At 40.5% G+C, this 24614-nt stretch carries 26 protein-coding genes; 13 read left to right on the top strand and 13 right to left on the bottom strand.

The window, feature by feature from the left end; genetic code table 11:
• The first annotated feature begins 9 nt into the window (after positions 1–9).
• On the top strand, positions 10–378 hold the full coding sequence (locus tag ACIFOD_RS11800) for a 3'(2'),5'-bisphosphate nucleotidase CysQ family protein (protein ID WP_430314803.1): 369 nt from the start codon (positions 10–12) through the stop codon (positions 376–378).
• Between the two features lie 452 nt (positions 379–830).
• Here ACIFOD_RS11800 and ACIFOD_RS11795 read toward each other — a convergent pair whose 3' ends face one another.
• On the bottom strand, positions 831–1646 hold the full coding sequence (locus ACIFOD_RS11795; protein WP_430314801.1) for an alpha/beta fold hydrolase: 816 nt from the start codon (positions 1644–1646) through the stop codon (positions 831–833).
• A 199-nt stretch (positions 1647–1845) separates the two neighbouring features.
• Between ACIFOD_RS11795 and ACIFOD_RS11790 the strand changes: the two genes are divergently transcribed.
• The 4 genes from ACIFOD_RS11790 (at position 1846) to ACIFOD_RS11775 (ending at position 4254) form a co-directional block, all read left to right on the top strand.
• Entirely contained in the window at positions 1846–2682 is an 837-nt protein-coding gene (locus ACIFOD_RS11790; RefSeq protein WP_430314800.1) for a DnaD domain protein, read from the top strand.
• A 267-nt stretch (positions 2683–2949) separates the two neighbouring features.
• On the top strand, positions 2950–3291 hold the full coding sequence (locus tag ACIFOD_RS11785) for a sigma-70 family RNA polymerase sigma factor (protein ID WP_430314798.1): 342 nt from the start codon (positions 2950–2952) through the stop codon (positions 3289–3291).
• 11 nt (positions 3292–3302) lie between these two features.
• A complete protein-coding gene (locus tag ACIFOD_RS11780; RefSeq protein WP_430314940.1) occupies positions 3303–3476 on the top strand; it encodes a sigma factor-like helix-turn-helix DNA-binding protein in 174 nt (57 codons plus the stop codon).
• Entirely contained in the window at positions 3469–4254 is a 786-nt protein-coding gene (locus ACIFOD_RS11775) for a hypothetical protein (RefSeq protein WP_430314797.1), read from the top strand. The genes ACIFOD_RS11780 and ACIFOD_RS11775 overlap by 8 nt, the downstream gene beginning before the upstream one ends.
• 239 nt (positions 4255–4493) lie before the next feature.
• Here the strand turns inward: ACIFOD_RS11775 and ACIFOD_RS11770 are convergent, their stop codons facing one another.
• The 3 genes from ACIFOD_RS11770 to ACIFOD_RS11760 form a co-directional block, all read right to left on the bottom strand.
• Entirely contained in the window at positions 4494–4622 is a 129-nt protein-coding gene (locus ACIFOD_RS11770; RefSeq protein ID WP_430314795.1) for a hypothetical protein, read from the bottom strand.
• Positions 4623–4665: 43 nt separating this feature from the next.
• Complete coding sequence (locus ACIFOD_RS11765) at positions 4666–5028, bottom strand: DUF948 domain-containing protein (RefSeq protein ID WP_430314793.1); 363 nt, start codon at positions 5026–5028, stop codon at positions 4666–4668.
• Positions 5029–5155: 127 nt separating this feature from the next.
• Entirely contained in the window at positions 5156–5728 is a 573-nt protein-coding gene (locus ACIFOD_RS11760; RefSeq protein WP_430314792.1) for a hypothetical protein, read from the bottom strand.
• A gap of 511 nt (positions 5729–6239) precedes the next feature.
• Between ACIFOD_RS11760 and ACIFOD_RS11755 the strand changes: the two genes are divergently transcribed.
• On the top strand, positions 6240–6884 hold the full coding sequence (locus ACIFOD_RS11755; RefSeq protein ID WP_430314790.1) for a hypothetical protein: 645 nt from the start codon (positions 6240–6242) through the stop codon (positions 6882–6884).
• A 207-nt stretch (positions 6885–7091) separates the two neighbouring features.
• Here the strand turns inward: ACIFOD_RS11755 and ACIFOD_RS11750 are convergent, their stop codons facing one another.
• On the bottom strand, positions 7092–8336 hold the full coding sequence (locus ACIFOD_RS11750; RefSeq protein WP_430314789.1) for a glycosyltransferase: 1245 nt from the start codon (positions 8334–8336) through the stop codon (positions 7092–7094).
• Positions 8337–8660: 324 nt separating this feature from the next.
• On the opposite strand from ACIFOD_RS11750, the gene ACIFOD_RS11745 reads away from it, so the two are divergent.
• Positions 8661–9371: a hypothetical protein gene (locus ACIFOD_RS11745; protein ID WP_430314787.1), complete on the top strand. Its 711-nt coding sequence runs from the start codon at positions 8661–8663 to the stop codon at positions 9369–9371.
• Positions 9372–9431: 60 nt separating this feature from the next.
• Here the strand turns inward: ACIFOD_RS11745 and ACIFOD_RS11740 are convergent, their stop codons facing one another.
• A complete protein-coding gene (locus ACIFOD_RS11740) occupies positions 9432–10316 on the bottom strand; it encodes a helix-turn-helix domain-containing protein (protein ID WP_430314786.1) in 885 nt (294 codons plus the stop codon).
• A 278-nt stretch (positions 10317–10594) separates the two neighbouring features.
• Here ACIFOD_RS11740 and ACIFOD_RS11735 point away from each other — a divergent pair, with 278 nt between their 5' ends.
• Positions 10595–14014 carry a S8 family serine peptidase gene (locus ACIFOD_RS11735; protein ID WP_430314784.1) on the top strand — a complete coding sequence of 1140 codons (3420 nt, stop codon included), beginning with the start codon at positions 10595–10597 and terminating at the stop codon, positions 14012–14014.
• 186 nt (positions 14015–14200) lie between these two features.
• Here the strand turns inward: ACIFOD_RS11735 and ACIFOD_RS11730 are convergent, their stop codons facing one another.
• The 6 genes from ACIFOD_RS11730 to ACIFOD_RS11705 all read right to left on the bottom strand — a co-directional run bounded on the left by ACIFOD_RS11730 (position 14201) and on the right by ACIFOD_RS11705 (position 20274).
• On the bottom strand, positions 14201–14737 hold the full coding sequence (locus tag ACIFOD_RS11730) for a tubby C-terminal domain-like protein (RefSeq protein ID WP_430314783.1): 537 nt from the start codon (positions 14735–14737) through the stop codon (positions 14201–14203).
• 252 nt (positions 14738–14989) lie between these two features.
• Complete coding sequence (locus ACIFOD_RS11725; protein ID WP_430314782.1) at positions 14990–16564, bottom strand: elicitor-associated permease-like protein; 1575 nt, start codon at positions 16562–16564, stop codon at positions 14990–14992.
• Positions 16561–17289, bottom strand: coding sequence for an ABC transporter ATP-binding protein (locus ACIFOD_RS11720; protein ID WP_430314780.1), 729 nt, complete (start codon positions 17287–17289; stop codon positions 16561–16563). Before ACIFOD_RS11720 ends, ACIFOD_RS11725 begins: the two co-directional genes overlap by 4 nt.
• Before the next feature lie 153 nt (positions 17290–17442).
• Positions 17443–17673: an AMEP412 family response elicitor gene (locus ACIFOD_RS11715; protein ID WP_430314779.1), complete on the bottom strand. Its 231-nt coding sequence runs from the start codon at positions 17671–17673 to the stop codon at positions 17443–17445.
• A gap of 181 nt (positions 17674–17854) precedes the next feature.
• Complete coding sequence (locus ACIFOD_RS11710) at positions 17855–19564, bottom strand: sensor histidine kinase (RefSeq protein ID WP_430314777.1); 1710 nt, start codon at positions 19562–19564, stop codon at positions 17855–17857.
• A complete protein-coding gene (locus tag ACIFOD_RS11705; protein ID WP_430314775.1) occupies positions 19561–20274 on the bottom strand; it encodes a response regulator transcription factor in 714 nt (237 codons plus the stop codon). The genes ACIFOD_RS11710 and ACIFOD_RS11705 overlap by 4 nt, the downstream gene beginning before the upstream one ends.
• A 107-nt stretch (positions 20275–20381) precedes the next feature.
• On the opposite strand from ACIFOD_RS11705, the gene ACIFOD_RS11700 reads away from it, so the two are divergent.
• Together ACIFOD_RS11700 and ACIFOD_RS11695 are read left to right on the top strand one after the other, a co-directional pair.
• Positions 20382–21050, top strand: coding sequence for a hypothetical protein (locus tag ACIFOD_RS11700; protein ID WP_430314773.1), 669 nt, complete (start codon positions 20382–20384; stop codon positions 21048–21050).
• Positions 21050–21979: an ATP-binding cassette domain-containing protein gene (locus tag ACIFOD_RS11695; protein ID WP_430314772.1), complete on the top strand. Its 930-nt coding sequence runs from the start codon at positions 21050–21052 to the stop codon at positions 21977–21979. The genes ACIFOD_RS11700 and ACIFOD_RS11695 overlap by 1 nt, the downstream gene beginning before the upstream one ends.
• A 144-nt stretch (positions 21980–22123) precedes the next feature.
• Here ACIFOD_RS11695 and ACIFOD_RS11690 read toward each other — a convergent pair whose 3' ends face one another.
• A complete protein-coding gene (locus ACIFOD_RS11690) occupies positions 22124–22336 on the bottom strand; it encodes a response regulator transcription factor (protein ID WP_430314770.1) in 213 nt (70 codons plus the stop codon).
• Positions 22337–22555: 219 nt separating this feature from the next.
• Between ACIFOD_RS11690 and ACIFOD_RS11685 the strand changes: the two genes are divergently transcribed.
• Genes ACIFOD_RS11685 through ACIFOD_RS11675 form a run of 3 tightly spaced genes read left to right on the top strand, consistent with a single transcriptional unit; the run spans position 22556 to position 24606 of the window.
• Positions 22556–23872: a sensor histidine kinase gene (locus ACIFOD_RS11685; protein ID WP_430314769.1), complete on the top strand. Its 1317-nt coding sequence runs from the start codon at positions 22556–22558 to the stop codon at positions 23870–23872.
• 10 nt (positions 23873–23882) lie between these two features.
• A complete protein-coding gene (locus tag ACIFOD_RS11680) occupies positions 23883–24482 on the top strand; it encodes an accessory gene regulator ArgB-like protein (protein ID WP_430314768.1) in 600 nt (199 codons plus the stop codon).
• Between the two features lies 1 nt (position 24483).
• Positions 24484–24606: a cyclic lactone autoinducer peptide gene (locus ACIFOD_RS11675; protein ID WP_430314766.1), complete on the top strand. Its 123-nt coding sequence runs from the start codon at positions 24484–24486 to the stop codon at positions 24604–24606.
• The last annotated feature ends 8 nt before the right edge of the window (positions 24607–24614 follow it).

The raw sequence follows: 24614 nt of genomic DNA, 5'->3' as shown, positions 1-24614 counted from the left end.
AAGAAGGTTGTGACACGTGCTGTTGCAAGTAGATCTCATATGTCAGAGGAAACAGAATCCTTTATTAAAGAATTAGAAGCAAAGCACGGAGAAGTTGAAGTTGTTTCATCTGGAAGCTCACTAAAGTTTTGTTTAGTGACAGAAGGCAAAGCAGACTATTATCCACGGTATGCCCCAATAATGGGATGGGATACAGGAGCAGGTCAAGCGATTGTTGAAGCCGCAGGTGGAAAAATGTCGAGGTATGAAGACCAGGAACGCTTTTATTACAACCGGGAAAATTTATTAAATGGTTGGTTTTTGGTAGAAATGCCAGAGTATAAAATGAATTTAACGGCTAAGCTTTCCCATGGCTTAGCGGTCTTTTTTTGTGTCTAAATGCCGAACGTATATTCCTGTTTGTTATTAAATTTTCTTTACTCTAGTTTTTATATCCCCTTTATTTAATATCCAGGTTTGATTTTTGAAATTTAATTAGGGGAAGCGCCGGGACGGTTCTTAAAGGGGGTCAATCGGAAGTTTTGCGCACAAAAAGATTGATTCTTTTCATCCTGGGAAGTTTGTGAGGATTCCATTCCTTTTCTAACACATAAGTGTAGAAGAATTTAATAGAAGAAATGTAGTTGTTAATCGTTTCGAGAAAAAGTTCTTTCATTCTATGGATTGTTTGGTTTGGCGATTAAACAATACCACAAAAGTACGTGCTTTTTCATTTTTCACACCTTTTTTTAGTTGGAAGGACGTAATGAAAAGACTGCCTTTTTCGCTGAGAAGGCAGTCTTTTCTGTTGCCCTAGTTTTGGCAGAACAGAGGTAGTATAAAGAATGCTGTTATCCATTCCCTTCCAAAAACCCCTCAACCATCTCATTAAACTTTTCACTATGCTCCCAAAACATGAGATGCCCACCCAATACATTCACCGACGCTTTAGGAGTAAGCTTCCTCAGGCTGGAGGTTGCTGCTTCTGCCCAATGCTCAGCGACAACAAACAGAGTCGGTACAGTTTCACTGCTCTCTGCCGCCTCCACACGATAATCAGAAAAAAGCCCGGAAGAAAACAGATTGGCGGCAATGTAGTAAGGTGTCTTTATTGATTGGGAGACGATCCAATCTAATTCATCTTCCTTCAGCTCCCGTTGGACCATGACTCCGGTGGCATAAGCAGAGATGAAATCCCGCTGTCCTTTTGGATTGCGAAGGTAGTTCTTGTAGGCCGCAGCCATGTCATCAAGCTTGCCTTCCACCCAATCTTGGTCTTGTTGAACGGATAGAGATTTTGGCGGCATATCAATGAGGACAATGGATTTGATCCCATCCGTACCGAACTGGCGGATATATTCCCAAACCGTTAAGCACCCGAATGACCAGCCGACAAGCGTTGCATTCTCTACCTTTAATTGCTTCAATACCTTCTCGAGATCCGTTCCATGCGTGACATAGTCATTCCCGTGGACCGTCATGGTTGACCGGCCGTGGCTCCTGGGATCGATCACAATCGTACGGTGAGTTTTTGAAAAGTGCTTGACCTGCTCGGTGAAGACTTCAGTGGTAAATGTAAAGCCAGGAATAAATACAATGGGCTCCCCACTGCCGGTATCCTGCACAAATAATTCGATTCCCGGTTCCACTTCAATGTATGTGTTCATAGCTGTCCCCCTGAATTTTTATCAATTTGTTTCTACATTATATTCTTCATGACGTTGTTTCATATCGGAAATTATTGATAAATAAAGAATACGCCGTCCTAATGATGGAGAATTTTAAAAAAATATTTTTTATGGGGTGTCCTTTTTCACTCTTCCAGCCTATTTAAAACATGAATAGATCAGAAGGGTGGAAAAGAACATGAAATCAGGATGTCAGGTAGTAGATCAAATCGGAGAATTGGAGATCGTGGGGAATATCGTTCCTCATTTATGGTATAAGAACATCACATTTACAAGTGGGAAGGCTCATTTTGTAGCGATTACGCTTCTCGCGGATATCGTATATTGGTACCGACCGACGATGATCAGGGATGACAACGGACTGATTGTCGGTGCACGTACGAAGTTCAAAGGGGACATGCTGCAGAAGAGTTATCAGGCATTTGCCAATACTTATGGGTTTACGAAGAGACAGGTGAAGGATGCCATCGATTTTCTGGTGGATCACCATCTTCTCATGCGCGAGTTCAGAACGATTTCGAGTTCAAGTATTCTTTTGAATAATGTCATGTTTCTGCAGCCGGTTGCTTGTAACGTTCGAAGGATAATGAATGAGAGAATCAATGTGGCTGATCTTTCTATTTGCCCACGGGCTACGTCGGAACGTAAGAGGGAGGGCGTTTCAACGGAGGGGCCATCCACAGGGGATGCACAGACTCCTACGTTTGAGCGTAAGACAAATACAGATAGTTCTTCAACTAGTACTTCAAATAATAAAACCAATAATGACAATGATGAGGGAGCACTCGCCTTTTTCGTTGAAAATGGCTTTGGACAAATAGGAAGTTACATAGAAGAGAAGATTAAGGGCTGGTGTGGGGATTTATCATGTGAGTTGGTTGTTGAGGCCATGAAGCGGGCGATTGCAAAAGGGAAGGTGAGCTGGGGGTATGCAGAAGCGATTCTGAGGAATTGGTTGAAGGATGGGGTGTTGAGTCTTACTGGGGTTTGGGAAAGAGAAAGAGGCAGTGTGTGATAGGGGAGATGATGATTTCGAAATGGAGAAAGCAAAACTTCAGAAGGAGTTAGAAGCGTTTGCGAAGTCTTGATTCCTCAAGATTGAAACTGACAACCTCTTTTTCTAAACAAACGTTTGATTTAATGCCCTAAGCGTATTGATCCTGCTTCTTAGACCATTAAACAAATGTTTAAATAGATAGTGAGAACGATTTCAATTATTTTGAGTCCATCAAGAAATGTCCAACGTCTAATACATAGAAACCAAGACAAAGGTGTGTACCAAATGGGGCAGCAGTCAATGGAAGGATCGAACCCGGAAATCAGTGAGCTCATTGATCTGCATGGGCAGCAGCTGATCAACCTTGCTTATACATACTGCAAGGACTGGAGTATGTCCGAGGATATTGTACAAGAGGTATTTATAAGTGCATATAAGAACTTCGATACATTTAAGGGGAAGTCTTCTTATAAGACATGGCTGTATGCCATCACGATCAACAAGTCGAAGGATTTTCTCCGCAAGCCATCTATGAAAGAACCATTACTTCAGCGGATGATGAATAAGGTGAATCCTGTTCAACCCCGGAAGAACACGTCATCCAAAAAGAAGGTCAGCATGGGTTAGCTGCAGAAGTGATGAACCTGCCCATCAAGTATCGGGAAGTCATCATCCTTTATTATTACGACGACCTCACCACAAAGGAAGTGGCTGGTTTATTAAAGATTCCACATTCTACGGCCAAGACGAGGATTCAAAGAGGGCGAATGGCATTGAGAAAGCAGCTGGAAGGGGGTGATTTCCTTGCGTGAAGATCATGATAAGCAAAAGATTAAGGAATCTCTTCATGAAGTATTTCATGATAACCCATTTTCCGATGAGATGAAACATCGGTGGCTGATGGAAATCGCAAAAGAAAGGCACCAAAGGCAGTCGTCAAAAAGCAGCTTATTCCCAAGATTACTCTCTATAGGGGTTGCACTCGTATTCTTCATCGGTTTTGGTTGGTTTCTTCTGCAGCAGGTTGATGTAGAAGGTGATAACGCGAGTGAACATCCACCTACTGAGGAAGAAGGCGGGAAGGATACCCCTGCGGAATCGGAAGGTTTACAAGAGAAAGTCCTGGAACTGAAACGTCAGGAAAAGGTTGACATGGAAGAGTTTCTTTCTTACTTTCATGGGGAACTGAATAAGGATTATACAAGTTATCCATTGAGTAATCATGATGGTTATTATTATCAATCCAAAGAAGAAGTGATGGAAGGCATCCTTTCCGTTCTGGGGAAAGCGCGGCCGAAAGATCCAAAACTCAAAAGGGATTTAAGCCATTTAGAAGAACTGATTGAAGAATTTCTTTATGTGTCGCGGAAATTCCCGCCGGAACACGAACGTTCAGATCCTGCCAGGGTGTATTACTATACAGTTGGTCTGATCAATGATCTCTATTCAGTGATTGTCGTTGGTAAAACTAGTGAACTGAATGGATATTCCGTAGTGGGGAATGGTGAGGAAGTAGATGTGATTGAGGCGATAGGGAAGAGAATGATGTATACCAGTCCAGAAGGGCCGCTGGTAAACGGCGGGATGTGAGAGCCAAGGAGATCGTTCCCTTGGCCTTTTTTTACCTCTAATAAGATTACTTAGTGTTATCCTCTTGACTCCTTGGACTAGGTAACGTGCCTAAAAATCTAGCTAATACGATCAGTGTCATAAATAGACCTATGATAGGTTGAAACTACATTAACGGCAGGCCAGTACTAGAAGTATAGCTAAGAGTGCTCCCGAAATTGGTCATTCGGGTGAAACTCAAAGAAATGATTAAGTTCCGCCTACTTCTTATCATTTAATATATTTTTCTTTAATTTTTCTATTTCTTTATCGTATGCCAACATTTCTTTGGCAAAGTCAGAGTCTTTTTTCTTTAAGTCTTCTGAGAGAGTGTCCTTTTCTTTACCCATTGTTCAGTATAAAAAGAGGCTGGATCAACCGGCCTCTTTTTGCTTACTTCAATTTAATTTGTACTGGCTTGCTTTCCTGCGCATGGATGGTTCTTCGATTGCTCTTTTGCAATGCAGTTCTTTTTACTGAGCTGGTCACATCATGAATCATCTCTCCCACATCATGAGCAGACTCAATTAAAGGGTCAACGGCTTTCATTTTACTTTTGACATCAACAGAAATTTGGTTGGCGGTATGAATCAGATCTTCTGCTTCCTCTGTAATGCCGTTCACAGCTGTCCGGGCGTCAGACAGCGTCTTTTCCGTTTCAGCAAGTGTTGTCATTACTTTTCTTAATGTCATAATCAAATAGATCACGAGAATGGTAAACGCGACGGCTGCAATAACAGCACTCCACTCAAGCATTGAGACCAGCTCCCTTCGTATACTCTAAGTCTATGAGAATGAAGGCGTAGACATTCCTTTTACAGGTGAAGCACTGGGATGCACGTCCTTTGTCCTGACTAATCCCTGTTAGTACAGTGACATTTCTCTAGCTTTTCACCGATCTGCCACTTGTCAATCCTATAGCACGCTCCTTCACAACCCTTAAATACCCCATGCAGCTCAGAATGATCATCAAAGGCGTCAAACTGACTAAATATCTTGAACGCGTTTCCCACATAATAAAGAAAAGAAAGAAACCAATGATCGATAACATGGAAAAGGTAGAAAAGGAGTCCTTGTTCTTTAATCTTAAAGAAAACAGTAATCCTATCAACAACATGAGATGCTGGACCCTTGCATACCCTTGGACGATGTGCCCGAGTGTTTGAGTAGTCAATTGAGTATAGTTTTCTGGGTGTTCGGGTATCCTCCTCAGTTTATTTAAAGAGTAGCAGGTTCCATCTGTCCATGTATGGCCAATCTTCTCTATGTTATATTCAATATTCCCTATGAATCCTTTTTCAGAAATACGGTTTTTAAGTTCTTGATAGTGGATTTGAGTGACTGCTTCTCTTGGATACTTCGTTAATAGGTCTTTCGTCCACACGACATCATCCTGAGAGTACTTGCCGAACTTATTTTCGTTTTGCCCCATCACAATCCAATGGGTAACAGGCATACTTTTTTGTTCGACAGTTACCTTTTCTAGAATACCGAACTGATAGATTATGCTGTTAAATAGAGATTTTACAATTTGACCTTATTTATTTGGAGCTTCCATTTCATAGTCCTTCAGCAAACGGGTAAAAGAAGTGATATAGTTTTTTTCTAAAGTACGTGACCCTTCATGTAAGTAATGATATTTATACTATTTATTTACAGAAACGTCCTCATAGCAAATATAGCCTACTTAAGAACGATCAAAATATATTCAACTCTGTCATCAACCTTAAACCCCTAAAAGAAAGTTCACTATAACGAACTTTTATTTCTTTATAAAAAATGAAAAAGTAAGAATAATAGAGAAATATAGAGATATTTGAAGAAAATTGTTCACTATAACGAATTTATGACGGTTAATAAAGGTTTTTATTAACTTTTTTATGACATATAATTACATTGTAAGTTCTTAATAAAGAACAAAAAATAAAATTACATAGACCTATAGGGGTCGAAGGGAGAAAAGAATTATGGGGATCGTTAGTGCTAAAGTATTTGCAGGTTTAGTCGCAGGAAGTATTGCAGTGTCTGGAGTGGCATACACAGGTGCAACTCACATGGATAACATCAAAAGCCAAATTGTTTCTCTACAGGATAAAGCAGAATTGTTTCATGATCAAGCGTACAAGCTGGGTCAAACGGCAAATAGTATTATCTCAAACAAAAATGGTGAAATTAGCCGTCTTGAAGGAGAGGTCACACGACTGGAAACGGAATTAACCACATCCAATGGAAACATTGATTCTCTCGAAGCTAGTTTAGAAGATGCAAATGCTAATATTAATCAAGCAAATGCTGATGTTAAAGATGTGAGCGATACTCTTGACCAAGCAGTAACAGAGGTAGAGGCGCTTCCTGAAATTGCACCATTAGTAGATGAGAAGGCAAAGGTAAACGGAATGGAACTGGGTATTTCTGTAATTCAATCTCAAAGTGAGAGAACCATCAGATTTAATAATCCCAACACGGTTGATGTTACAGTTTATTTCAACGGCACTTCTCAAACAATTAAAGGTGGGGATGTTGTTTATAAAAAATTCCCAAATACCACAGTATTCTCTTATACAGTCCCTACTAACGATGGCACGGGAAAAGCAGTAACTGTAACGAAATAAAAATATATGTATCTTGAAATGATTATTTGATGTGAAAACAGAAATTCAATATACCCGACCAATACAGATCTGATAGCAACTAATCTATAAGTATATTTGAAATGGGACTCCTCAGGGGGTCCCATTTCAGTTTTTAGATCAATTCTAAAAAAGTGTATTTTCTGTGAGCTTGTCAGAAGATGAAAATATCCTTTTTAATGGATTGGATTAACGGGTACCCCATCCATTTGACTTAATGGTTGCAAGGGCGTACATCCGTAAAGGGAATAGCAATCCTAAATGAATAAGGCCATATAAAGGAGCCATCAAGAACACGACTGGATGTTTTAGAATATAGAATATATTTCTTGCATAAGCTGAAAGGCAAATGTAAATGAAATAATAGAACATAAGCAATAACCCTATAGTCTTTGCTTTGAAAATAAAGGCGAATAAAATAACGAACCCGAATAAAATCCATAGAGAAAGCTCTAATAACACCCAAATAAGGGTTCTCGGCTTCTTGAATCCTACTTTTAAAGCATTCAGGCTTTCACGGAAGAATGACTTATTCCAACGGATTTGCTGTTTAATAAATTGACGAACGGTATGTGGTACATCTGTCAGACACACAGCTTTAGATTGATAGAGTGTCTTTCCTTTGAGAATCGCATAGTTCGTTAAGCAGCGGTCATCTCCAAATTGAACCGGCTCCCCTAAGAAGGTCTGATTGCCGTAGTCCTCAATATTATCCATGATAACATCTCGTCTATAGCAGCTGATAGGACCAGAGCAAACAAGTACGTTCCCCGTAAAGGATTGAGCGGCTCTTTCAACTCTAAAGGCGTTCTCATACCTCATATCCAATAACTTGGTAAACCAATTATCTGTTCTGTTCCTTGCATTGATATGACCTGTAACGGCTTGAACTTCTGGATCATGGAAGGGTATCAATAATTCACGGGTCGCGTCGGGGTATACATATCCATCTGAATCGACAGTGAAAATAATGTCCCCTGTTGCCTGCTTGAATGCCCAGATTTGAGCATGTCTTTTTCCTTGATTTTTTTCTAGTCGATGAACAATCAGCTTTTCAATGTTCCGACTTTCTTTAAGCATCAAAATGGCTTCGTAACCCGAAATATCTTTACTGCCATCATCTACAAAGAAAATCTCGTGGACAGGGTAATCCTGTTGAAGGATACTCTCCACAGTCTTAATGACTGCGTCCGGTTTCTCATTATAAGAAGGGATGACCACTGACACTTTTAAATCAGGCGGTGTCCCAACCTTTGGCTTGTATTGAAATGAAAGCACCATCTTTCCAAGTAGATACGTAATCATGATAGAACCATAGATTCCTAAGGAGTAGTCCACACCCCCATGAGCATATTTTCTAACAACGAAAAGCATGGAAATGATGAGACCGAATAAAAGTATGATGAATAGTTTATGAATTTTCTTCTCTGTCAATGAATACTCTCCTTTATCAATAGAATGATATAAATCATTAAGTCAAACTTGTTGCTATTCAAGTTTTTACCCCCTTACCTGATGCGTTAAAAGGACAAATTGTTTCCTCTAATGGAACAAAAGCGTTGCAATGGAAGGGTATGTTAATCCTTAAAGAAAAACACCCGCTACTTTTGGCGGGCGATTTAGGTGTAGTCAGGTATAGATGGGTTTCTTTGGTTAGTGGAAAGGCTCATTAGCCTTGTAGTAAACACTTAAAAGGTATTTTGAATTTTAACTAGAATATATAAATATAAAATATGAGGATTTGAAATGGAGGAACCAATGACTACTAGTAAGAAGAAGCGTTTTTTGTACCTAAGTAACTTCCTTTTCGTATTAGGTTTACTAGCTATCATTCTAGTAGCCTATTTTCTGATCCAATCTATAAGGGAGACATTCTACCAGAACCGCTTTGAAAATCAGTATGAGTTTATTTCATTGGAGGAAGAAGGAGTGGTGGATCCTGTTCAAGTATTTCATGGAGTGAAGGTGAATACGTTTCTTCAGGATGAAGAAGATTCAGGTAAGAAGAGCGGGAATATCATCATTGAAGTGAAGGATGAACCGGAAGCAAAACTTAAGGGGTTTACCGTCCAATCTGGTCAAGAGGGGATGAGTGCTTTTGATGACGCGATACAATACAAAATAATGGTAGAGAATGAGACAGGTAATGAGTCGTTCATTGTTTCCATGCGCATGACTCCTAAGTCAGAGAAGCTGAGTTCAAATCCAATTAAGTACCGGACTTACAGCATCAATGAAAATGGTGTAATAAGTGAAAGTAATTTCGATTTGGGTTCCAAGTCTAACCTGCAAACGCAATGGATAAGGGGACTTTCTGGAGAAAAGTATGGATATTACACGAACCTGCCGTACCAAAAAGGCGGGGCCATCTCCTTGCTTTTCCTTACCTTACTGGGCATTCTCTTTATCATGAGTGGAATTTGGCTTCGCCGAAGAGCCCTTTTGACAGGAAAGGATAAAGTAGCCTAGCCCATAGCTTTATTAATAGATGAAGAATAAATAGAACTTTAAAAGGGAGCGTCCTGTCAGCTACAATCGTTTTGCCATTACATCAATCTTCGGTGCAAGAAACGAGATGTATGTTTCATCATTCCGCAGTTCGAACATAAACAATGCATGTTTGAAATAAGGTAGAGCTTTGTCATAGTCAGACTCCAGCTCATAATTGTAGCCTATTTGATAGTGAAGCTCGCCTAATCCCCAGAGCAATTCTTCTTCGAAACACCATTTGATTGCTTCATGGCAATAGGTCGTAGATTCTTCCAGTTCTCCTATACGGGTCAGTACCCTGGCAATATTATAGAATAATTTGGTTTTGATGGATTTATCCTGTAGTTGTCCCGTCGTTTTCATGGCCGTTTCGACTTGCTTATAATAATGTAGGGCTTCACCATAGTGATGAATAGAGAAGTTAATCGCACCGATGCTCGACAGGATTTGCATTTCTCTTTCAGACATCGCCTTTTTCTGGTGGGCAGTCAGTTGATTAGCTTCATGTAGAAGGGAAAAGGCAGCCTCTGAATCATTCTTCACTTCATATTGATAGATCCCTTTGTGCCAGTAAAGAAGTTGAAGGCTTTCATTATCTTTATAGAATAGGGGATTCTTCTCCTCTGTCTTAATCAGGTCCATCATTTCCTCGTATTTCCGGTAAACCCTCAAATATCTCAATTGTTTCTCTACTTCCCGTATATAATCCAGCCGTGGGGTAGTCCCTATTTCAAAGAAATAGTTAACGTCGACGCCAAGCTTAACAGAGATTTGGTACAAAGCCGTGGCACTGGGATATATGTCGCCTTTTTCGATCCGGCTGATGAGCGCTTGGGTACAGATTCCTTCTGCTAAGTCACCTTGAGTGATGCCGACGACCTTCCTTAATTCTCTAATCTTCTTCCCTATTACTGAGTAATCCATTTGCCTACCTCCTGTTATTTTTATATTTTAACAGAAGCTATATTTATTAGTTGGGGTTATAGGAAGTTACATATTTCCACAAAAGACAGTGTCATTCATAAAATCAATGACTATATAACTATAAGTTTAGCGTTTCTTTGACCATTTTAATAGAAAAGACCTCTGTTTATCCCCAATAAAGGTGCTTGAAAAACCCCCATTTACGGAAGCGATTTCTCTATCTACTATATAAAAGTAAGAATAGTTAGAATACAAGATAGTAGAGGGGAAGTAGAGTCATGAAGAAAAAGGTCGTACCATCTTTATTGGCATGTGTGATGGCCGCGGGGACGCTCGGGGCATCAGCAAGTGCGGAGTTTCAGTTTTCTAAACAGGATCCAATTCCTCATTCCGTTCTGGCAAAGAAATCTAATCCATTTGCGGGAGTACTCGAGCAGAGCACTGATCCATTGTACGGTGTGGATCAGTCTTCCTTCGATCCGAACGAGAATGTAAGGGTTGTCGTTGAGGTTGAGGTGGACAAGCATGCGAAGTCGTCGCCACACGCTCAAGTTGAAAAAGTGAAGAATATCATTTCGGGCAAAAAGGACTCAAAATCTAATGTGAGACACACATTTTCAAAAGGTTTCAGTGGCTTCAGCGTGGATACAACACTTGGTGAGGTTCAAAAGATAGCCAAGCTGGATGGCGTAAAGGATGTTCGCATTTCCAAACAATACGAGCATACCGTTGTAGACAGCAAAGAGCTCGTTGAGGCCATGGATACATGGACGAAGTATAACACCCGCGGGGAAGGTATGGTCGTAGCGGTCGTTGATTCAGGTGTGGACCACCGTCACGAAGCGATGCAGCTTTCGGAAGAAGGAAGGAAAGCTGCGAAGTTAACGGAACAAAACCTTCAAGATGAGTTTCAACAAACCGAAGTAGACGAAACCTGGTATACAGATAAAGTTCCTACAGGGTACGACTGGGCAGACAACGATACCAACGTCATTCCACCCTCAAATTCTCACGGAACCCACGTAGCGGGAATTGTAGGAGCCTATGAAGAAACAAAGAAAAAAGCAGAGGGGATCGCTCCCGATGTACAGCTTCTAGCGGAAAAAGTATTCTCAGATAAGGGTGGCGGCGCTTATGACGATGATATCGCAGCAGGGATCTATCACGCCGTTGAGATGGGCGCAGACGTCATCAACCTTAGCCTTGGCTCAGATGCTGGAAACGTAGATCCAAATGATCCCGTACAGCGCTCGATTCAATATGCAACAGAACAAGGCGTCCTGGTCGTTGCGGCGGCAGGGAATGCGGCTTACAGCACCAAGAACAATTTGCTTGCAAGGTCTCAATTGCCTTTAGCGAAAAATCCAGACATCGGGCTGGTGGGAGACCCGGGTGTGACACCGTATGCCCTACAAGTGGCTTCTTCAGAGAACGATATGATGACAGTGGACGGGCTGCGTTTGTCCGATGGAAGTCTATTCGGCTATCAAATTCAGCCGGGGATCAAGAAATTGATCGGAACGCTTGATCCATCTAAGGAATACGAACTGGTTTATGTTGGTGAGGGGGATTCGGCAGCGGTCAAGGACCTTGACTTGAAAGGGAAGATCGCGGTCGCACAGCCATCAGAGTACTATTCCCCCGCAACCTATATGCAGACCGCAGCTGCAAAGAAAGGTGCTGTAGCGGTGATGGTGGTTCCACCTCCCCAGGCGACGGCGTATGCAACCCTATACTTCAGCCCGTACTTCATTCCGGCAGTCACAACGGATCAAGTGAATGGAAATGAACTCGCAGAGCGATTGAAGTCCGGTGAAGAAGTGACGGTGCAACTGACTGATGAAGTGTTAAAGGTTCAAAATACGGCAACCGAGCCGATGTCGACGTTCTCATCCTTTGGATCTCCAACGGACTTAAGCTTCAAACCGGAGATCACGGCACCGGGCGGGAAGATCTTCTCTACGGTGATCAATAACGAGTATGAAACCATGAGCGGAACGTCAATGGCGAGCCCGCAGGTGGCAGGCGGAGCCGCGCTTCTTTTACAACACTATTATCAGGAGCTGGGCCTTCCGAAAAATAAAGAAACAGTGCTGAAAGCGAAAAACGCCTTGATGAATACGTCTGAAGCACTGACGAATCCAACCAATGATCACTCGGTTTATTCACCAAGAAGACAAGGTTCCGGTATCATGAAGATTGACCGTGCGATGGAGACGCCATACCTCCTTGAACGTTCGGGTGTTCCATTAGAGCAGGCCGCTTCTGTTGCTCTGAAAGAAGTGGGACGCAGCTTTGATTTCACCTTGAATGTGGAGCCTTTAAAGAAAAATCTTGTGAAGCCGCAGCACCAATATGAAATTATGATCGATCTGATCACAGACGAAACAACCAAACAAACACACGATGGAGTGGAAAGAGAGTACTTAACCCTTCACACTGTACCGGTTACAGGGGCAGACATCAAGATCAACGGCAAGACATACGATCCGGAAGAACCAATCCAATACAAACCGAACCGTGATGAAGAAGTGAAGATTACAGTTGAATTGTCTGAAGAGCTGAGTGAAGGACGCTTTATTGAAGGGTTTGTACGCTTCGTACCAAAAGGAAGCTCGGTAAATGAACTGACGACACTTTCCGTACCGCTTATGGGATACTACGGTGACTGGGACTCCATGGGGAATGTGGATGAAAGCCCGGTAACAGGGGATGCATTCTTGGGATATACGGTCCTGTTCAATGAAATTGATTCGTTGCCGATCGGATATGATCCGGCCACTGGAACCTTCAATAAAGAAAAGATAGGCGTGTCACCACAATCCGTCAGTGAAGGGGTTTATCCTTCTTTCACCGCACTGCGCAACCTGAAGGAACTGTCCCTGAGCATTCAGGATGAAAAAGGGAACATCATCAAGGATATAGGCAACTTCAGTGAATTCACAGAGGATGGAAGTCCGTTTAAGTTTAGAAAGAACATCATGAGCTACAGAAATTACTCTTATAAAATGGAAGGATTCTTCTGGAATTCTACGGACGATGAGGAGAAAACAATACCGGATGGACAGTATTATTACGTCTATACGAGCACGTTAAACTATGAGGGTGCTAAACCTAAAGAGACCAAGATTCCGATAAAAGTAGATTCCGAAGCTCCTAAAGTGGAAGACATCAAGGTGGAAGAAATGCCGGATGGAAACTACCATATCAGCTGGGATCTAACAGACACAGGAACCGGTCCTTTAGGCAGCATGCTGTGGGTGAACGGAAAGACCCAACGGATTCAAAATGGGGCATCAGAGTACATCTCAAAAGTGAAGCCGGAACTGGTCACCATCTCTGGCATAGACAATGCCCGGAATGTGGGAGTCGCGTACCAGGGGGATGAAACGTATTTAAACGCTGAACCGCTTATTAACTATTTAGGCATCAACAACGCTTCAAGCGTAAGTGAAACCAAGCCGCTGCGCCTTACGCTCTTCGGATACAAACGCCTCGATTGGCATTTGGAAATCACCGATGCACAGGGGAACACACTTGAAGAAGCAGACATCCATAACGAACATTCCATCTATAACCTGCCATGGGCACCTGACAGTGATTATCCGGATGGGGACTACTATGTGAAGGTTACAGTGAAGGATGAGAGTGGATTGACGCTGTCATCTGAGCCGAGGAAATTCACGATTAAGCGATAGATTGTGGGACGGGGGGACAGGCACCGTGTCCCGGGAGTGATAGAGACGAGGGGGTTGATCCCCCTCGTTTTTATTTTGGTTCTGGGACGAGGGACCTGTCCCTCCGTTCCGATTCCTCCGCTGACGTAGTAACTACCTGTTTACCAGCTCAAAAAACTTTTGTCCAAACATTTCTTATACTAGTTGCTACTGTTGGATTAGCATTAAGTAATAGACTCCGGCAATTTCACAAAAGTGGATAGAATCGTCGTGAAGATTGATTGTGTGAGTATAGGGAGGCATTAAGGTATCATAAGATACATCAGCTACTATTTTTAAATGTCCGCTTTGCTCTTTGTAAAAACGAATTGTACGATCCATTACCTTTGACTTCACCTGCATACTTCTCCCTTGAAAAGTATATAAAAATAATTGGTTTGTCTTAATTTTAGTTTTATCTCTAAGTTCAAAGTGATGAAGTTTCCCATCCTTCTTATAGTTCACGTCCCATTTATTAAACAATAAATTATTAAGAAGACTTTTTTCTATAAAGTCCAGGGAAGTTTCCTCTAACACGCTTCTGACCTTCACATTTGACATATTGATAAATGTACTAAGTACATTTTGTCCTTTAAAATTGAAATATCTCTCGATTTCTCCGACCTTTTTGCCTGAATTATCATTAATAGCGAAAGTTTTTGTTGATCGGTTCATCATTGGTGGTCGGAATTTATAAGTTCTCATCAGACTTCCTCCTAAAGATTATTTGGCAAGGACACGGGGACAGGCACCCCGTCCCAGAACTGAAAAAGACGAGGGGACTTTAATCCCCTCGTCTCTATTTAAACCCTGGGACAAGGGACCCGTCCCTTTATCCTTTAAAAAACTCAATAACGGGGTCCAATAACCCCGTGAATCTCATAATGAGGAATATGACGCAAAAAATGGTGAATCCGAAACTTAATCGTTGGAAGAATGTTTTGTTTTCTTTCTTTTCTACGCTTGCCATAACTTGTTCACCTCTGGTTTGATTGTTGTTTTATTGCTTTTATATAACATTCCAATGATGACTACGATGGTTATAGTTAGAATGATAGCAGCCTGAACGGATAATGAATGGTTTTCTATGATTCTTCTATAGTACTCATACAATATACTGAATACAATCAGCAGTGGAATGTTCCATACAAACAGATAATAAAAGAGCGGCTTCACTATTTCTCCATTATATTTATAGCCGTTATATTTCTTCGTATTTCTTTTCATGATTCTCGATAAGAATACTTTGGATGATATGAAGGTCAGGATGAATAATTGCACTAGTCCATAGATGATAAACGGTAGTTCTACCTTCTCCAATATCATGACGATAAGCAAGTAAGATCCTGCTAGTAAGAAGGAGATGATATGTACTAAACGGCTTCTCATTTTATATAAATGGTGGTAATTAAAAGGGATACTGAATAAAAGGTCCTGAAGGTTTTTATCATCCGATAATAGGATATTAAGTGTTACGGTCGTGATGAAAAGGGCAAAAATATTGATTAAGATGGTCAGAGTGATCCCGGAAGAAGCAAATTGATTTTTGAATTCAATGACACTCGTAAAAAGTAAAGGTGAGACGTACACTGAAAACAGCTTGGGTGTTCTTAATACATACAATAAATCCTTTTTGATAAAGTGATCCTGGATGTACCTATGAATGAAAGTGGATGCTTTGTTCGAATAAAATGACTGATCCAGGTCCCTTAGGGAAATGGTCAACAGCCCCTTTTTATAGCAATGGTCTGTCAGGAAATAGACAAGTGGTATCGTAAATGATGCGTATAGTATTATGAGCAGTGTAAAGATCGCCACTGACTTTAGCTCAATCGAGTTTTCCAGCAGATACTCCGGATATTGAAGCAGGAGATAAAAAATCTTATTCAGCCACTCATCTTGATGAAGTAAATACTGCTTGTAGTTGCTTGCGTATACGATGACTGCAATGACCCCTACAGAAGCCAATGTCATGATTGAAAAGGCAACTGCCTTTAATCCTTTCCCTTTCGAAATAAGGAAAGCCGATGTATATAGCACATGTGCCAGGGCACTGAAGAAGATCGATCCTGCTATGATTTGGGGAATTGTCATCAGTACGATTTCAATCGCTATATTTCCAGCGAAGTAATTTGCCAGTATGAAAGGAAATAGGAAAGCTGCATTGATCAGCAGGACTTCTATGGCTACTATAAAAAAACGCGCCAAGATGATTTGCGAGTTCTTAATCGGTGCAACAAGTAATATCTCACGTTCAGGGGAGAGAAAGTACTCTTTATAAAACGCTTTAGTAGCGGACGAGATGGAGATTAGGCACAGAAATGCAAATAGACCTACTATGTATGTATTCATATTGCCCTGTATATTCTCAGACAAAGCATTGATAATGAAATAAAGCACTGCCGTCACTGACAAGGAAAGAATGAAAATGCCGATCCATTCTGTCAGGACATCTCTTTTTGATCTGTTTGATTTATGTCTTGTGAGTTTATACTTGAACGTTAAGTACTTGATGAAGTTCATCTCGATCATTCCCGTCCTTCTACCACAGAGATAAGGTAATCTTCTACACTTGTTAAACTTCCGCGAAGCTGATTGACAGATATATTCTTCTTTACGATGGATCCATTATTAATGATTGTTACACTATCGGCTATTTCTTCTATGATATTTAATGAATGGGAGGATAAGAATACGGTCCCACCATTTCGGGTGTATTCTTTCAAAAAGGACTTAAATTGTTTGATACTCAGCGGGTCCAACCCAAGAGTAGGCTCATCGTATATCAATAATGAAGGATTGTGCATAACGGATGAGATGATGGATATTTTTTGTTTGTTCCCTCTTGAAAGGTTTTTGATTAATGTATGTCTATATTTCTCGACTTCGAAATGCTCTAAAAATCTGTTTATGGTTTTTTCTATTTGTTGAGTATCTGTCTCACCATATAAAAAGGATATGAAATGTAAATGTTCCGTTACCGAAAGTTTCTCGAAAATGGCTGGATAATCCGGGCAGTAGCCTATGTATTTTTTGTGATGGGGGTTTTTATAATCAATCCGTTCATTTTGGAAATATACGTCTCCGTCATCAGGTGTCAGGATTCCCATTATGATTTTGATGGTTGTCGACTTGCCTGCACCGTTCTTTCCTAAATATCCGCATATCGTTCCTTTGTTTATCGAAAGGGAGTCTATTGATAAGACGCACTCTCCATCATAGTACTTCTTCACATCTTCCATATGTAAGATTTTCAATATCGTCATTCCCCTTTATATGCAAAACTGTAAGATATTAGTCGTTCGAGTTAATCATAGCATTGTATATTCTCTTTCAACAAGGAAGAGAATACCAGACGAAAGAATCATTTTCGCTGGTATTCCCTAATCTATGTTTATTGGGGAATGATATTATCCAAGAATAATTCGAATGATATCGTAAACGGAATATCCTTTAAGGAACCAGTCAACAATCTTTCCAGGGTTCGCTTTGATATAGTTTAAGATTTTCATAGCTTGTGCATACGTCTTACCTGCAGCTGCAGTTGCTAAATTGTATGCCCATTTTAAGAATGATGCTACTTTATCCCAAGGGATTCTACTTACTAGTGCTTTAAGTGCGTTATAGATTGCTGAAAACATTGTTAAATTCCTCCATTGAATAAAAAGTTTTCCAAAGGCCTTTGGTTAACTTCATCATAGTTCCAGTTATTGCTATATTCAATAGATTTTGACAATTGTTGCGTATTTCCGCAAACCTTGTTCTGAAGGGATTTCACTAAGAATTCTACGCCCTATAAGGCTTGAAGCACTTTAAATGAACTTAGGCATTTTTCCTATTTTGTTCATGAGGAAAAATCAATCGGATTGTTGTTCCGCTGTTCAGCTTACTTGTTACTTCGACTATTCCGTCATGTGCTGACACGAGCTGATGGGCAATGGCCATCCCCAGTCCGGAGCCGTTATCGCTGTCTTTGGTATTGCCGCCCCGGTAATATCGATTGAACAGATTTTGTATGCTTTCAGAATCGATCCCTGTGCCGTTGTCTTCCACACTTATGATGATGGAGTCCTCTGACTTCAGTACCCCTATTTTAATGATCGTCCCGATGGGGTTGTGCTTTATGGCATTGACCACTAAGTTATTCATGATTCTCGTAAACCATTTTGGATCCACACCGAGGTACACAGCCTGATGTGCTGTCTCGAGAAGAATCGGTTTATCAGGGGACTGATACTGGGGCATCCACTTTTGTAAAAATGAAACGACATCGATTCTCTCTTTATGGAGGGGGAGGGCATCATTCTTCAGTCGATACGTCAGATTCAGATCTTCAATTAATTCACTCATATAGTTGGATTTGTCTTGTATGATCTGCCCAAATTCATTCATCTCGCTTTGACTCCAAGTATAAGAATCAGAAGCGAGGAGGGTGGAGTACCCATAGATTGAACTGATGGGAGTCTTTAAATCATGGGAAAGACCCGTAATCCATTCTTCTCTTGTTTGGTCCATTTTTTGCTGGATTTGTTCATTTTTCTTCAAGGTGGATGTGAGCTTTTCCAAAGAATGAACGACATCCTTAAAGAAAGCGTATCGTTTATGCAGCATTCCTGCTTTATTTAGTAAAGGGCTTACTCCTTTTTTATTTAGAGGGCTGACATATTTCCCTTCAGACATATCGTTGATCCACTTCATCATATACAACAAAGGAACCCCGAATTTCTTTCCGTACCATAGCCCAAGTACTGTGATCAATATGCCAAGAATGGTAGAAACGATCAAGAAGCCTTTGATAAACGAACGGTTGATCATTCCATCCGTGATCGCATCAGGGCTGTAGTATGTATTCTCCGTACCAATTACATATAAAAGAGTGCTGCTGTCAGGACGGTATAACGAAAGGTCATACTTCGAATTCCACGGTTCTTCCTTGATCTCCAATAGTTCGTTAGCGGAATAGTGTAACGTCTCAGGTGCGAAATAATCCCTGATCATCTCTCCCTCAGAGTTATAGATCTGTATCCAGGCATCGTTTTGAACTAAATAATCCTGAACTTCCTTGCTGATTTCAGGAAACCCGTCCATGGTTGTCAGATCGTTTTTTATTTCAATGCTTCTTACCTTTTCACCATAAACGACGACGCGGCCGTTTGGGATTTCCCAATATTTCATTCTGTACATTCGGTTCTCTAAAGAGAGTATATCCATAAAGGTATAGGAATCAGGCAATTCTGATGGAGTATTGTATTGGCCGATTACGCTGCCATCCCGATTCACGACTTGCAGCCATCCTTCATTCTTTTTGACAGAATCTTTCACATCTTGATTGATGTTCACCTCTTGCCCCTTAATCTCTATGGCGTGTTCCATGTACTCCTTGGAAGTTCTTGAGAAGTCTGATTTCATCTCGGATTGAGAGATAATGAAAGACAGTGAGACAAGAGCTATGATGATCAGCCCAATGATGACAACTAACAAGAAAATGAAGTGAGATAAAAAGTGCATAGTCAGTTTTTTTCGTAGATTCATAGTGTCCGGCTCTTTCCGCTTACCAGCTTATATCCCAGCCCCCTGACAGTTTGTAAAAAAGTTGGCTTACTGGGGTTTTTCTCGATTTTTTCGCGGATTTTTCTTATATGGACCATGACGGTGTTATCGTCCATCAGTAAATGATCTTTCCATACTTGATGATAGAGCTGCTCTTTTGAAAAGATCCTGTCAGAATTTTTACAGAAAAAAAGCAGGAGATTGTATACTTGAGCGGAACAAGGGACCAGGCGATCCTCAACCCATAACTCTGCCGATTTCGTATTCAGTTTAAAATGACCGAAGTCCAGGATTTCTCCTTCTTCCTTCTCTCCTTGAGAGGCAAGATACCGTTTCATTTGGACCTTTACTCGTGCGGCCACTTCAAGAGGGTTGAACGGTTTGGTGATATAGTCATCTCCGCCATGGGTGAACCCGGTCAATTTATCCAGATCAGAATTCCGGGCAGAAATAAAAAAGATCGGAGCGTTGGATTTCTTTCTGATCGTTGAACAAATATCATATCCATGCATATCAGGGAGCATCACATCTAAAAGGATCAAATCATACCGATTGCCTTCGATTAATTTGATTGCCTCCTCGCCGGTTGTGCATGTTTCCACAGACTGGAAACCTTCTTTCTGTAACACCAGCTTTATCATTTTTAGAATTTCCACTTCATCGTCTACAATCAGTATTTTTCCTTTTTCCATTTCTCGGCTCCTTTTTAAGGTAATGTTAAGGATGAGTTAAACTTATCTTAATTTACCAATAGTATACTATTTTTAGAAAGGAGTGGTAATGAATGTGGGCAATATGCATGAATGAATTTAAAGGACATTTTAAAAGTGTTAAATCGATCATCGTCATCGCAATCATCTTTGGGATAAGTTATTTATTGGCAGATTTCATGACTACGGTTGCAGATCAGTTGGATTTAGGTGGGAGTAAGGATGGATTTGCGATCGGAACCCTGATGATCGTATTTGGATTAGGGTTTTTATTTATAGCAGGCCTGTCTCATGATCTGATGAACCGGGAAATCAGCAGCCGCACGATGAGATTTTTAGTGACGAAGACCACCCGAACGAAGATTTTATTGGGAAAATATCTGGGGGGCTGGTTTTTCTGGTTCTTTTGCATAACGGTTTCTTATCTGTTGGTAACGTTTGTTTCGAAAGAATTTCTATGGCTTGGTGTTGTGGATTGCATGTTGTTTCTTTCGGTCGCCCTGGCATTGAATCTTATCTTTTCCATTGTGATGCCGAAGCCTGCTGTCTCGATGTTTTTCGGCATCGTATTCGCTCTTGTGTTCCCTGCGCTCAGTTTTTGGGCGATCTATGCCGATAGCATTTATACGAACTGGTTTAAGTATTTAACCCCCTATTATTATTCAACGCTCGGAAGTTACTATATCTTAATCAATCTCATTTATGCGGTATTACTATTCATCGTTGCAAGAGAGATCTTCAAGAGGAGAGATTTATAATGAATGTGATAGAGGCAAACGGACTCACGAAACAATTTGGTTCCAAAAAGGTAGTCAGTGATGTAAGTTTACATGTGGAAAAAGGGGAGATATACGGGTTCCTGGGAAGGAATGGCGCCGGAAAATCCACCTTTATCAATATGATCACCGGGGTGATAAAACCCACTTCAGGGGAATTCAAGCTGCTGGGTGAAACAAAGCTTGAGAACGTATACAGCCGAATCGGGGTTTTACCAGATTACTCAACCTTTTATGATTCCTTAACGGCTCTTGGCCATATAAAATATTTTGCCAGCATTAACGGCAAAAAAATCTCATCGGCACAAGGGAAAGAGGTTCTGGATCGAGTAGGGATTTTAGAACATGCAAACGTAAAGGCCGGAAAATTTTCTTTCGGTATGAAGAAAAAATTAGGGATTGCTCAGGCGATTGTTCATGACCCCGATCTGGTTTTTTTGGATGAACCTACTTCAGGTGTTGATGCTGAATCGGGACTTAGCATCCAGCAGCTGATATTGGATTTGAAGAGAGAAGGAAAAACCATCTTCATGACCTCCCACAACTTAAATGAGGTTGAAAAAATTTGTACCCGCATAGCTATCATGAAGGATGGCAAAATTATCAATGAAGGAACATTAGAGGAATTAAGGGCCCATTATTCTTCCTCCATCCAGGTGGAGATCAAGCATTCTTCCCTGGAAAACGGAAACCCTCATCTCATCAATCAATACCTTGAAACAGTTGGAAAAGAGATCGAGACAAGAGGAAATGTCACATCCCTTGTAATCGAATCAGAAAAGAAAATTCCACAAATCGTCCGGGCATTCACAAAGCAAAATATTGATTTATACAGAATCAATGTAGATGAACCATCTTTAGAAGATATATTCTTGCAAAACGAATCCGGGGCGCGGGTTTCCAGTTTCTGATCAAAAAAGAACACACCTTTCAATGAAAGGTGTGTTCTTTTTTTGGGGGGGGGACGTGGGGACAGGTCCCTTGTCCCGGAATCTAAGTAGAGATGAGGGGATTAGTCCCCTCGTCTTTTTCGTTTGTGTGCCTGTCCCCTGTCCCTATGTAATGATTTTGTTTTTATATGCTTTTACTATGATCCCAACTCTGGTTTGTACATCGAGCTTCTTTGAGATTTTATTTATATGATATTCTACCATCCGCTGCGAATAATTTAATTCCGATGCAATTTCTTTATTAGGCATTTCATTGGCAATCATTTGAATAATTGTTGTTTCGATTGCATTTAATAGTGTACACTTCTGACTTTTCAACTCTCATTCCCCCCCTGTTCCTTTATAGTTAAAATGTTACCAGAAGTTGGTTTGAGAAAATGTACACTTCAATCAGTTGGTCCAAATCACAATAAATCAGGTGCAGTTTTGTTCTTATTTTGTCCTTTTTTGTAAAAAAAGTGAAATTGTTTACGGATTATTGTGTTACTATAAATTAGAAATTATGGTAAATTTAATGAGGATAAAGGAGGATATGTTTTGAACTTACTCATCACCTTATTAGGCGGGATGATCGAAACCTTCTTAATCATATTAGTGGGATATACTTTAATGGGTATCGCCGTCAGAGGAAAAGTATATCCTTTGCTTTTTGTAAGTTTTTATGGAAGTGTCATTTTGACTATGCTGAAAGGCAGTGTCCCGCCATACATCTATTTATTCATTTTGATTATTTCGATTGGTATCCTTCTTACATTCATTGTTCGTGTAAGCGTTAAACTTTCTTTGCTGGCTATAGTGGCAGGGGCAATCCTTTTGCTTCTTTCAGAATTTGTCAGCTATCTATTTTTGTATCCTTTTCAATCGATCTTTCATTTAACCATTAAAGATATGCCGGCATTGGCAGTAGCCATCCCGCATATGCTCATCATGCTCTTAATCTATTTACTTATTAAAAAATGCAACTTACATATCCATACGAGTGAAGGCAGCCTTGGGATGAAAGGGAGCAATACCAAATTTTACTCGATTCTATTTTTTTTGTTTGCCATGCTGTTTCTCTACTATGCCATTATTTTCAATCATCATTCCAGCCCGGCTTTTACCTTACTATCAGCAGTGTTTTTAGTCATCATCACCATCTTGACGTTTTATGTCATACGATACTTGTTGAATAGTAATCTGGAATCATTGTCCATTCATTTAAATCATCAATATGAGGAAGACCTCAGCCAATACATTAGCAATGTTAAGCTTCAAAGGCATGACTTTGTCCACCATTTATTAGCTGCAAAGAAGATGCTGGATCATGGTCACTATGAAGAGTGTAAGGAGTATTTAGATGAGGTATTGGATGAGGCTTCGAGTGTAAGTGATGTATTGCCGCTTACCTCTGATGCTGTAGCCGGCATGTTGCTTTCCTATAAAGAACTCGCCTTTAAGAAGAACATCCTCATCCATTACACCATTTGCGATAACTTGAAAGATATTCCTTGCAGGGTATATGAACTAAACAAAATACTTGGCAACCTCATCCTTAATTCAATTGAAGCGGTAGAGATAGAAGAAGAGTCCAAGAGGCAAATTACGGTTGCGATTGGGAAAGACAACAATGAGTATTTCTTTGAAGTCAGTAATTTCACAAGGATCGATGAAATTGAAAAAAATATCAGCGACATTTTCAAAGCAGGATTCTCTACAAAAAAGGGAAACGGAAATCAGGGGCAAGGCCTGGCGATTGTTCAGTCCCTTGTGGAGAAATATAAAGGATACCTATATCCGGAGTTGTTAGATCATTCCGTTACCTTTGTAGTGAAAATCCCGTGTGGAGGAAAACATGCGAATTCTTACACCTAATACGATTTCAATGACTATTGCGAACACAATCATTATTTATAATCCTGATTTGAACAAGAAAAAGGACGAAATAAGGTATGGGCTGGAATGGATGATTTCCGGATTGATCCAGGTCATCCTGACATTAATGGTGGCTATCCCCCTTGGGGTCGTTACAGAAGCAGTCGTCATTCTGATAAGCGGGGCAGTCCTTAGAATGTTTTCTGGAGGGGCCCATGCGAAGAGCTATTTTAAATGTTTATTCCTCAGCCTTTTTCAAATCATTGGTATTTCTTTGGTGGTAAAATACACAACTGTATTGAATCAATACACCCCTGTTTTTCTGTTTCTGTTATTCATCTCTGTGATGATCATGTTTATCAAGGCACCGGTGCTGCATAAGAAAAAAGACATGTTCAATTCAAAGGAAAAGCGGAAGTTAAAGTACTTGTCCCTGTTTACATTTGGAATGTTATTTGCTTCTGGTTATCTGCCATACCTTTCTGACTTTAAGTACTGTATCTGGCTTTCCTTAATCCTGCAAAGTTTCACATTAACATTCCTATGGGAAAAAATTCTCTCCTATGGAGAGGATTTTAAATATAAAAGATTTATAAAGGAGGATATTTAAGATGAAAATCATTACTTATCTTATTGCAACTGCAGCATTATTTTTTAATTCTGTCACTTCACTGAGCAGTTGTTTCTGGTTTGCATATGAGCCTGAACTGCCGGAAAAACAGTCAAAGGAGTAGATTTTTAT

The sequence above is a fragment of the Rossellomorea sp. NRS-1567 genome, from assembly GCF_050467885.1.
GTDB classification, from domain to species: Bacteria; Bacillota; Bacilli; order Bacillales; family Bacillaceae_B; genus Rossellomorea; species Rossellomorea aquimaris_C.
The sequence above is the reverse complement of the archived record's forward strand: the minus strand, read 5'-3'. Positions and strand labels throughout refer to the sequence as shown.

Coding starts and splice junctions, on each gene's coding strand:
- ACIFOD_RS11790 (WP_430314800.1), top strand. CDS start 1,846: ATGAAATCAGGATGTCAGGTAGTAGATCAAATCGGAGAATTGGAGATC.
- ACIFOD_RS11680 (WP_430314768.1), top strand. CDS start 23,883: ATGACTATTGCGAACACAATCATTATTTATAATCCTGATTTGAACAAG.
- ACIFOD_RS11675 (WP_430314766.1), top strand. CDS start 24,484: ATGAAAATCATTACTTATCTTATTGCAACTGCAGCATTATTTTTTAAT.
- ACIFOD_RS11740 (WP_430314786.1), bottom strand. CDS start 10,316: ATGGATTACTCAGTAATAGGGAAGAAGATTAGAGAATTAAGGAAGGTC.
- ACIFOD_RS11730 (WP_430314783.1), bottom strand. CDS start 14,737: ATGAGAACTTATAAATTCCGACCACCAATGATGAACCGATCAACAAAA.
- ACIFOD_RS11765 (WP_430314793.1), bottom strand. CDS start 5,028: ATGCTTGAGTGGAGTGCTGTTATTGCAGCCGTCGCGTTTACCATTCTC.
- ACIFOD_RS11705 (WP_430314775.1), bottom strand. CDS start 20,274: ATGGAAAAAGGAAAAATACTGATTGTAGACGATGAAGTGGAAATTCTA.
- ACIFOD_RS11715 (WP_430314779.1), bottom strand. CDS start 17,673: ATGTTTTCAGCAATCTATAACGCACTTAAAGCACTAGTAAGTAGAATC.
- ACIFOD_RS11795 (WP_430314801.1), bottom strand. CDS start 1,646: ATGAACACATACATTGAAGTGGAACCGGGAATCGAATTATTTGTGCAG.
- ACIFOD_RS11735 (WP_430314784.1), top strand. CDS start 10,595: ATGAAGAAAAAGGTCGTACCATCTTTATTGGCATGTGTGATGGCCGCG.
- ACIFOD_RS11700 (WP_430314773.1), top strand. CDS start 20,382: ATGAATGAATTTAAAGGACATTTTAAAAGTGTTAAATCGATCATCGTC.
- ACIFOD_RS11785 (WP_430314798.1), top strand. CDS start 2,950: ATGGGGCAGCAGTCAATGGAAGGATCGAACCCGGAAATCAGTGAGCTC.
- ACIFOD_RS11725 (WP_430314782.1), bottom strand. CDS start 16,564: ATGATCGAGATGAACTTCATCAAGTACTTAACGTTCAAGTATAAACTC.
- ACIFOD_RS11745 (WP_430314787.1), top strand. CDS start 8,661: ATGACTACTAGTAAGAAGAAGCGTTTTTTGTACCTAAGTAACTTCCTT.
- ACIFOD_RS11695 (WP_430314772.1), top strand. CDS start 21,050: ATGAATGTGATAGAGGCAAACGGACTCACGAAACAATTTGGTTCCAAA.
- ACIFOD_RS11760 (WP_430314792.1), bottom strand. CDS start 5,728: ATGCCTGTTACCCATTGGATTGTGATGGGGCAAAACGAAAATAAGTTC.
- ACIFOD_RS11710 (WP_430314777.1), bottom strand. CDS start 19,564: ATGAATCTACGAAAAAAACTGACTATGCACTTTTTATCTCACTTCATT.
- ACIFOD_RS11755 (WP_430314790.1), top strand. CDS start 6,240: ATGGGGATCGTTAGTGCTAAAGTATTTGCAGGTTTAGTCGCAGGAAGT.
- ACIFOD_RS11780 (WP_430314940.1), top strand. CDS start 3,303: ATGAACCTGCCCATCAAGTATCGGGAAGTCATCATCCTTTATTATTAC.
- ACIFOD_RS11770 (WP_430314795.1), bottom strand. CDS start 4,622: ATGGGTAAAGAAAAGGACACTCTCTCAGAAGACTTAAAGAAAAAAGAC.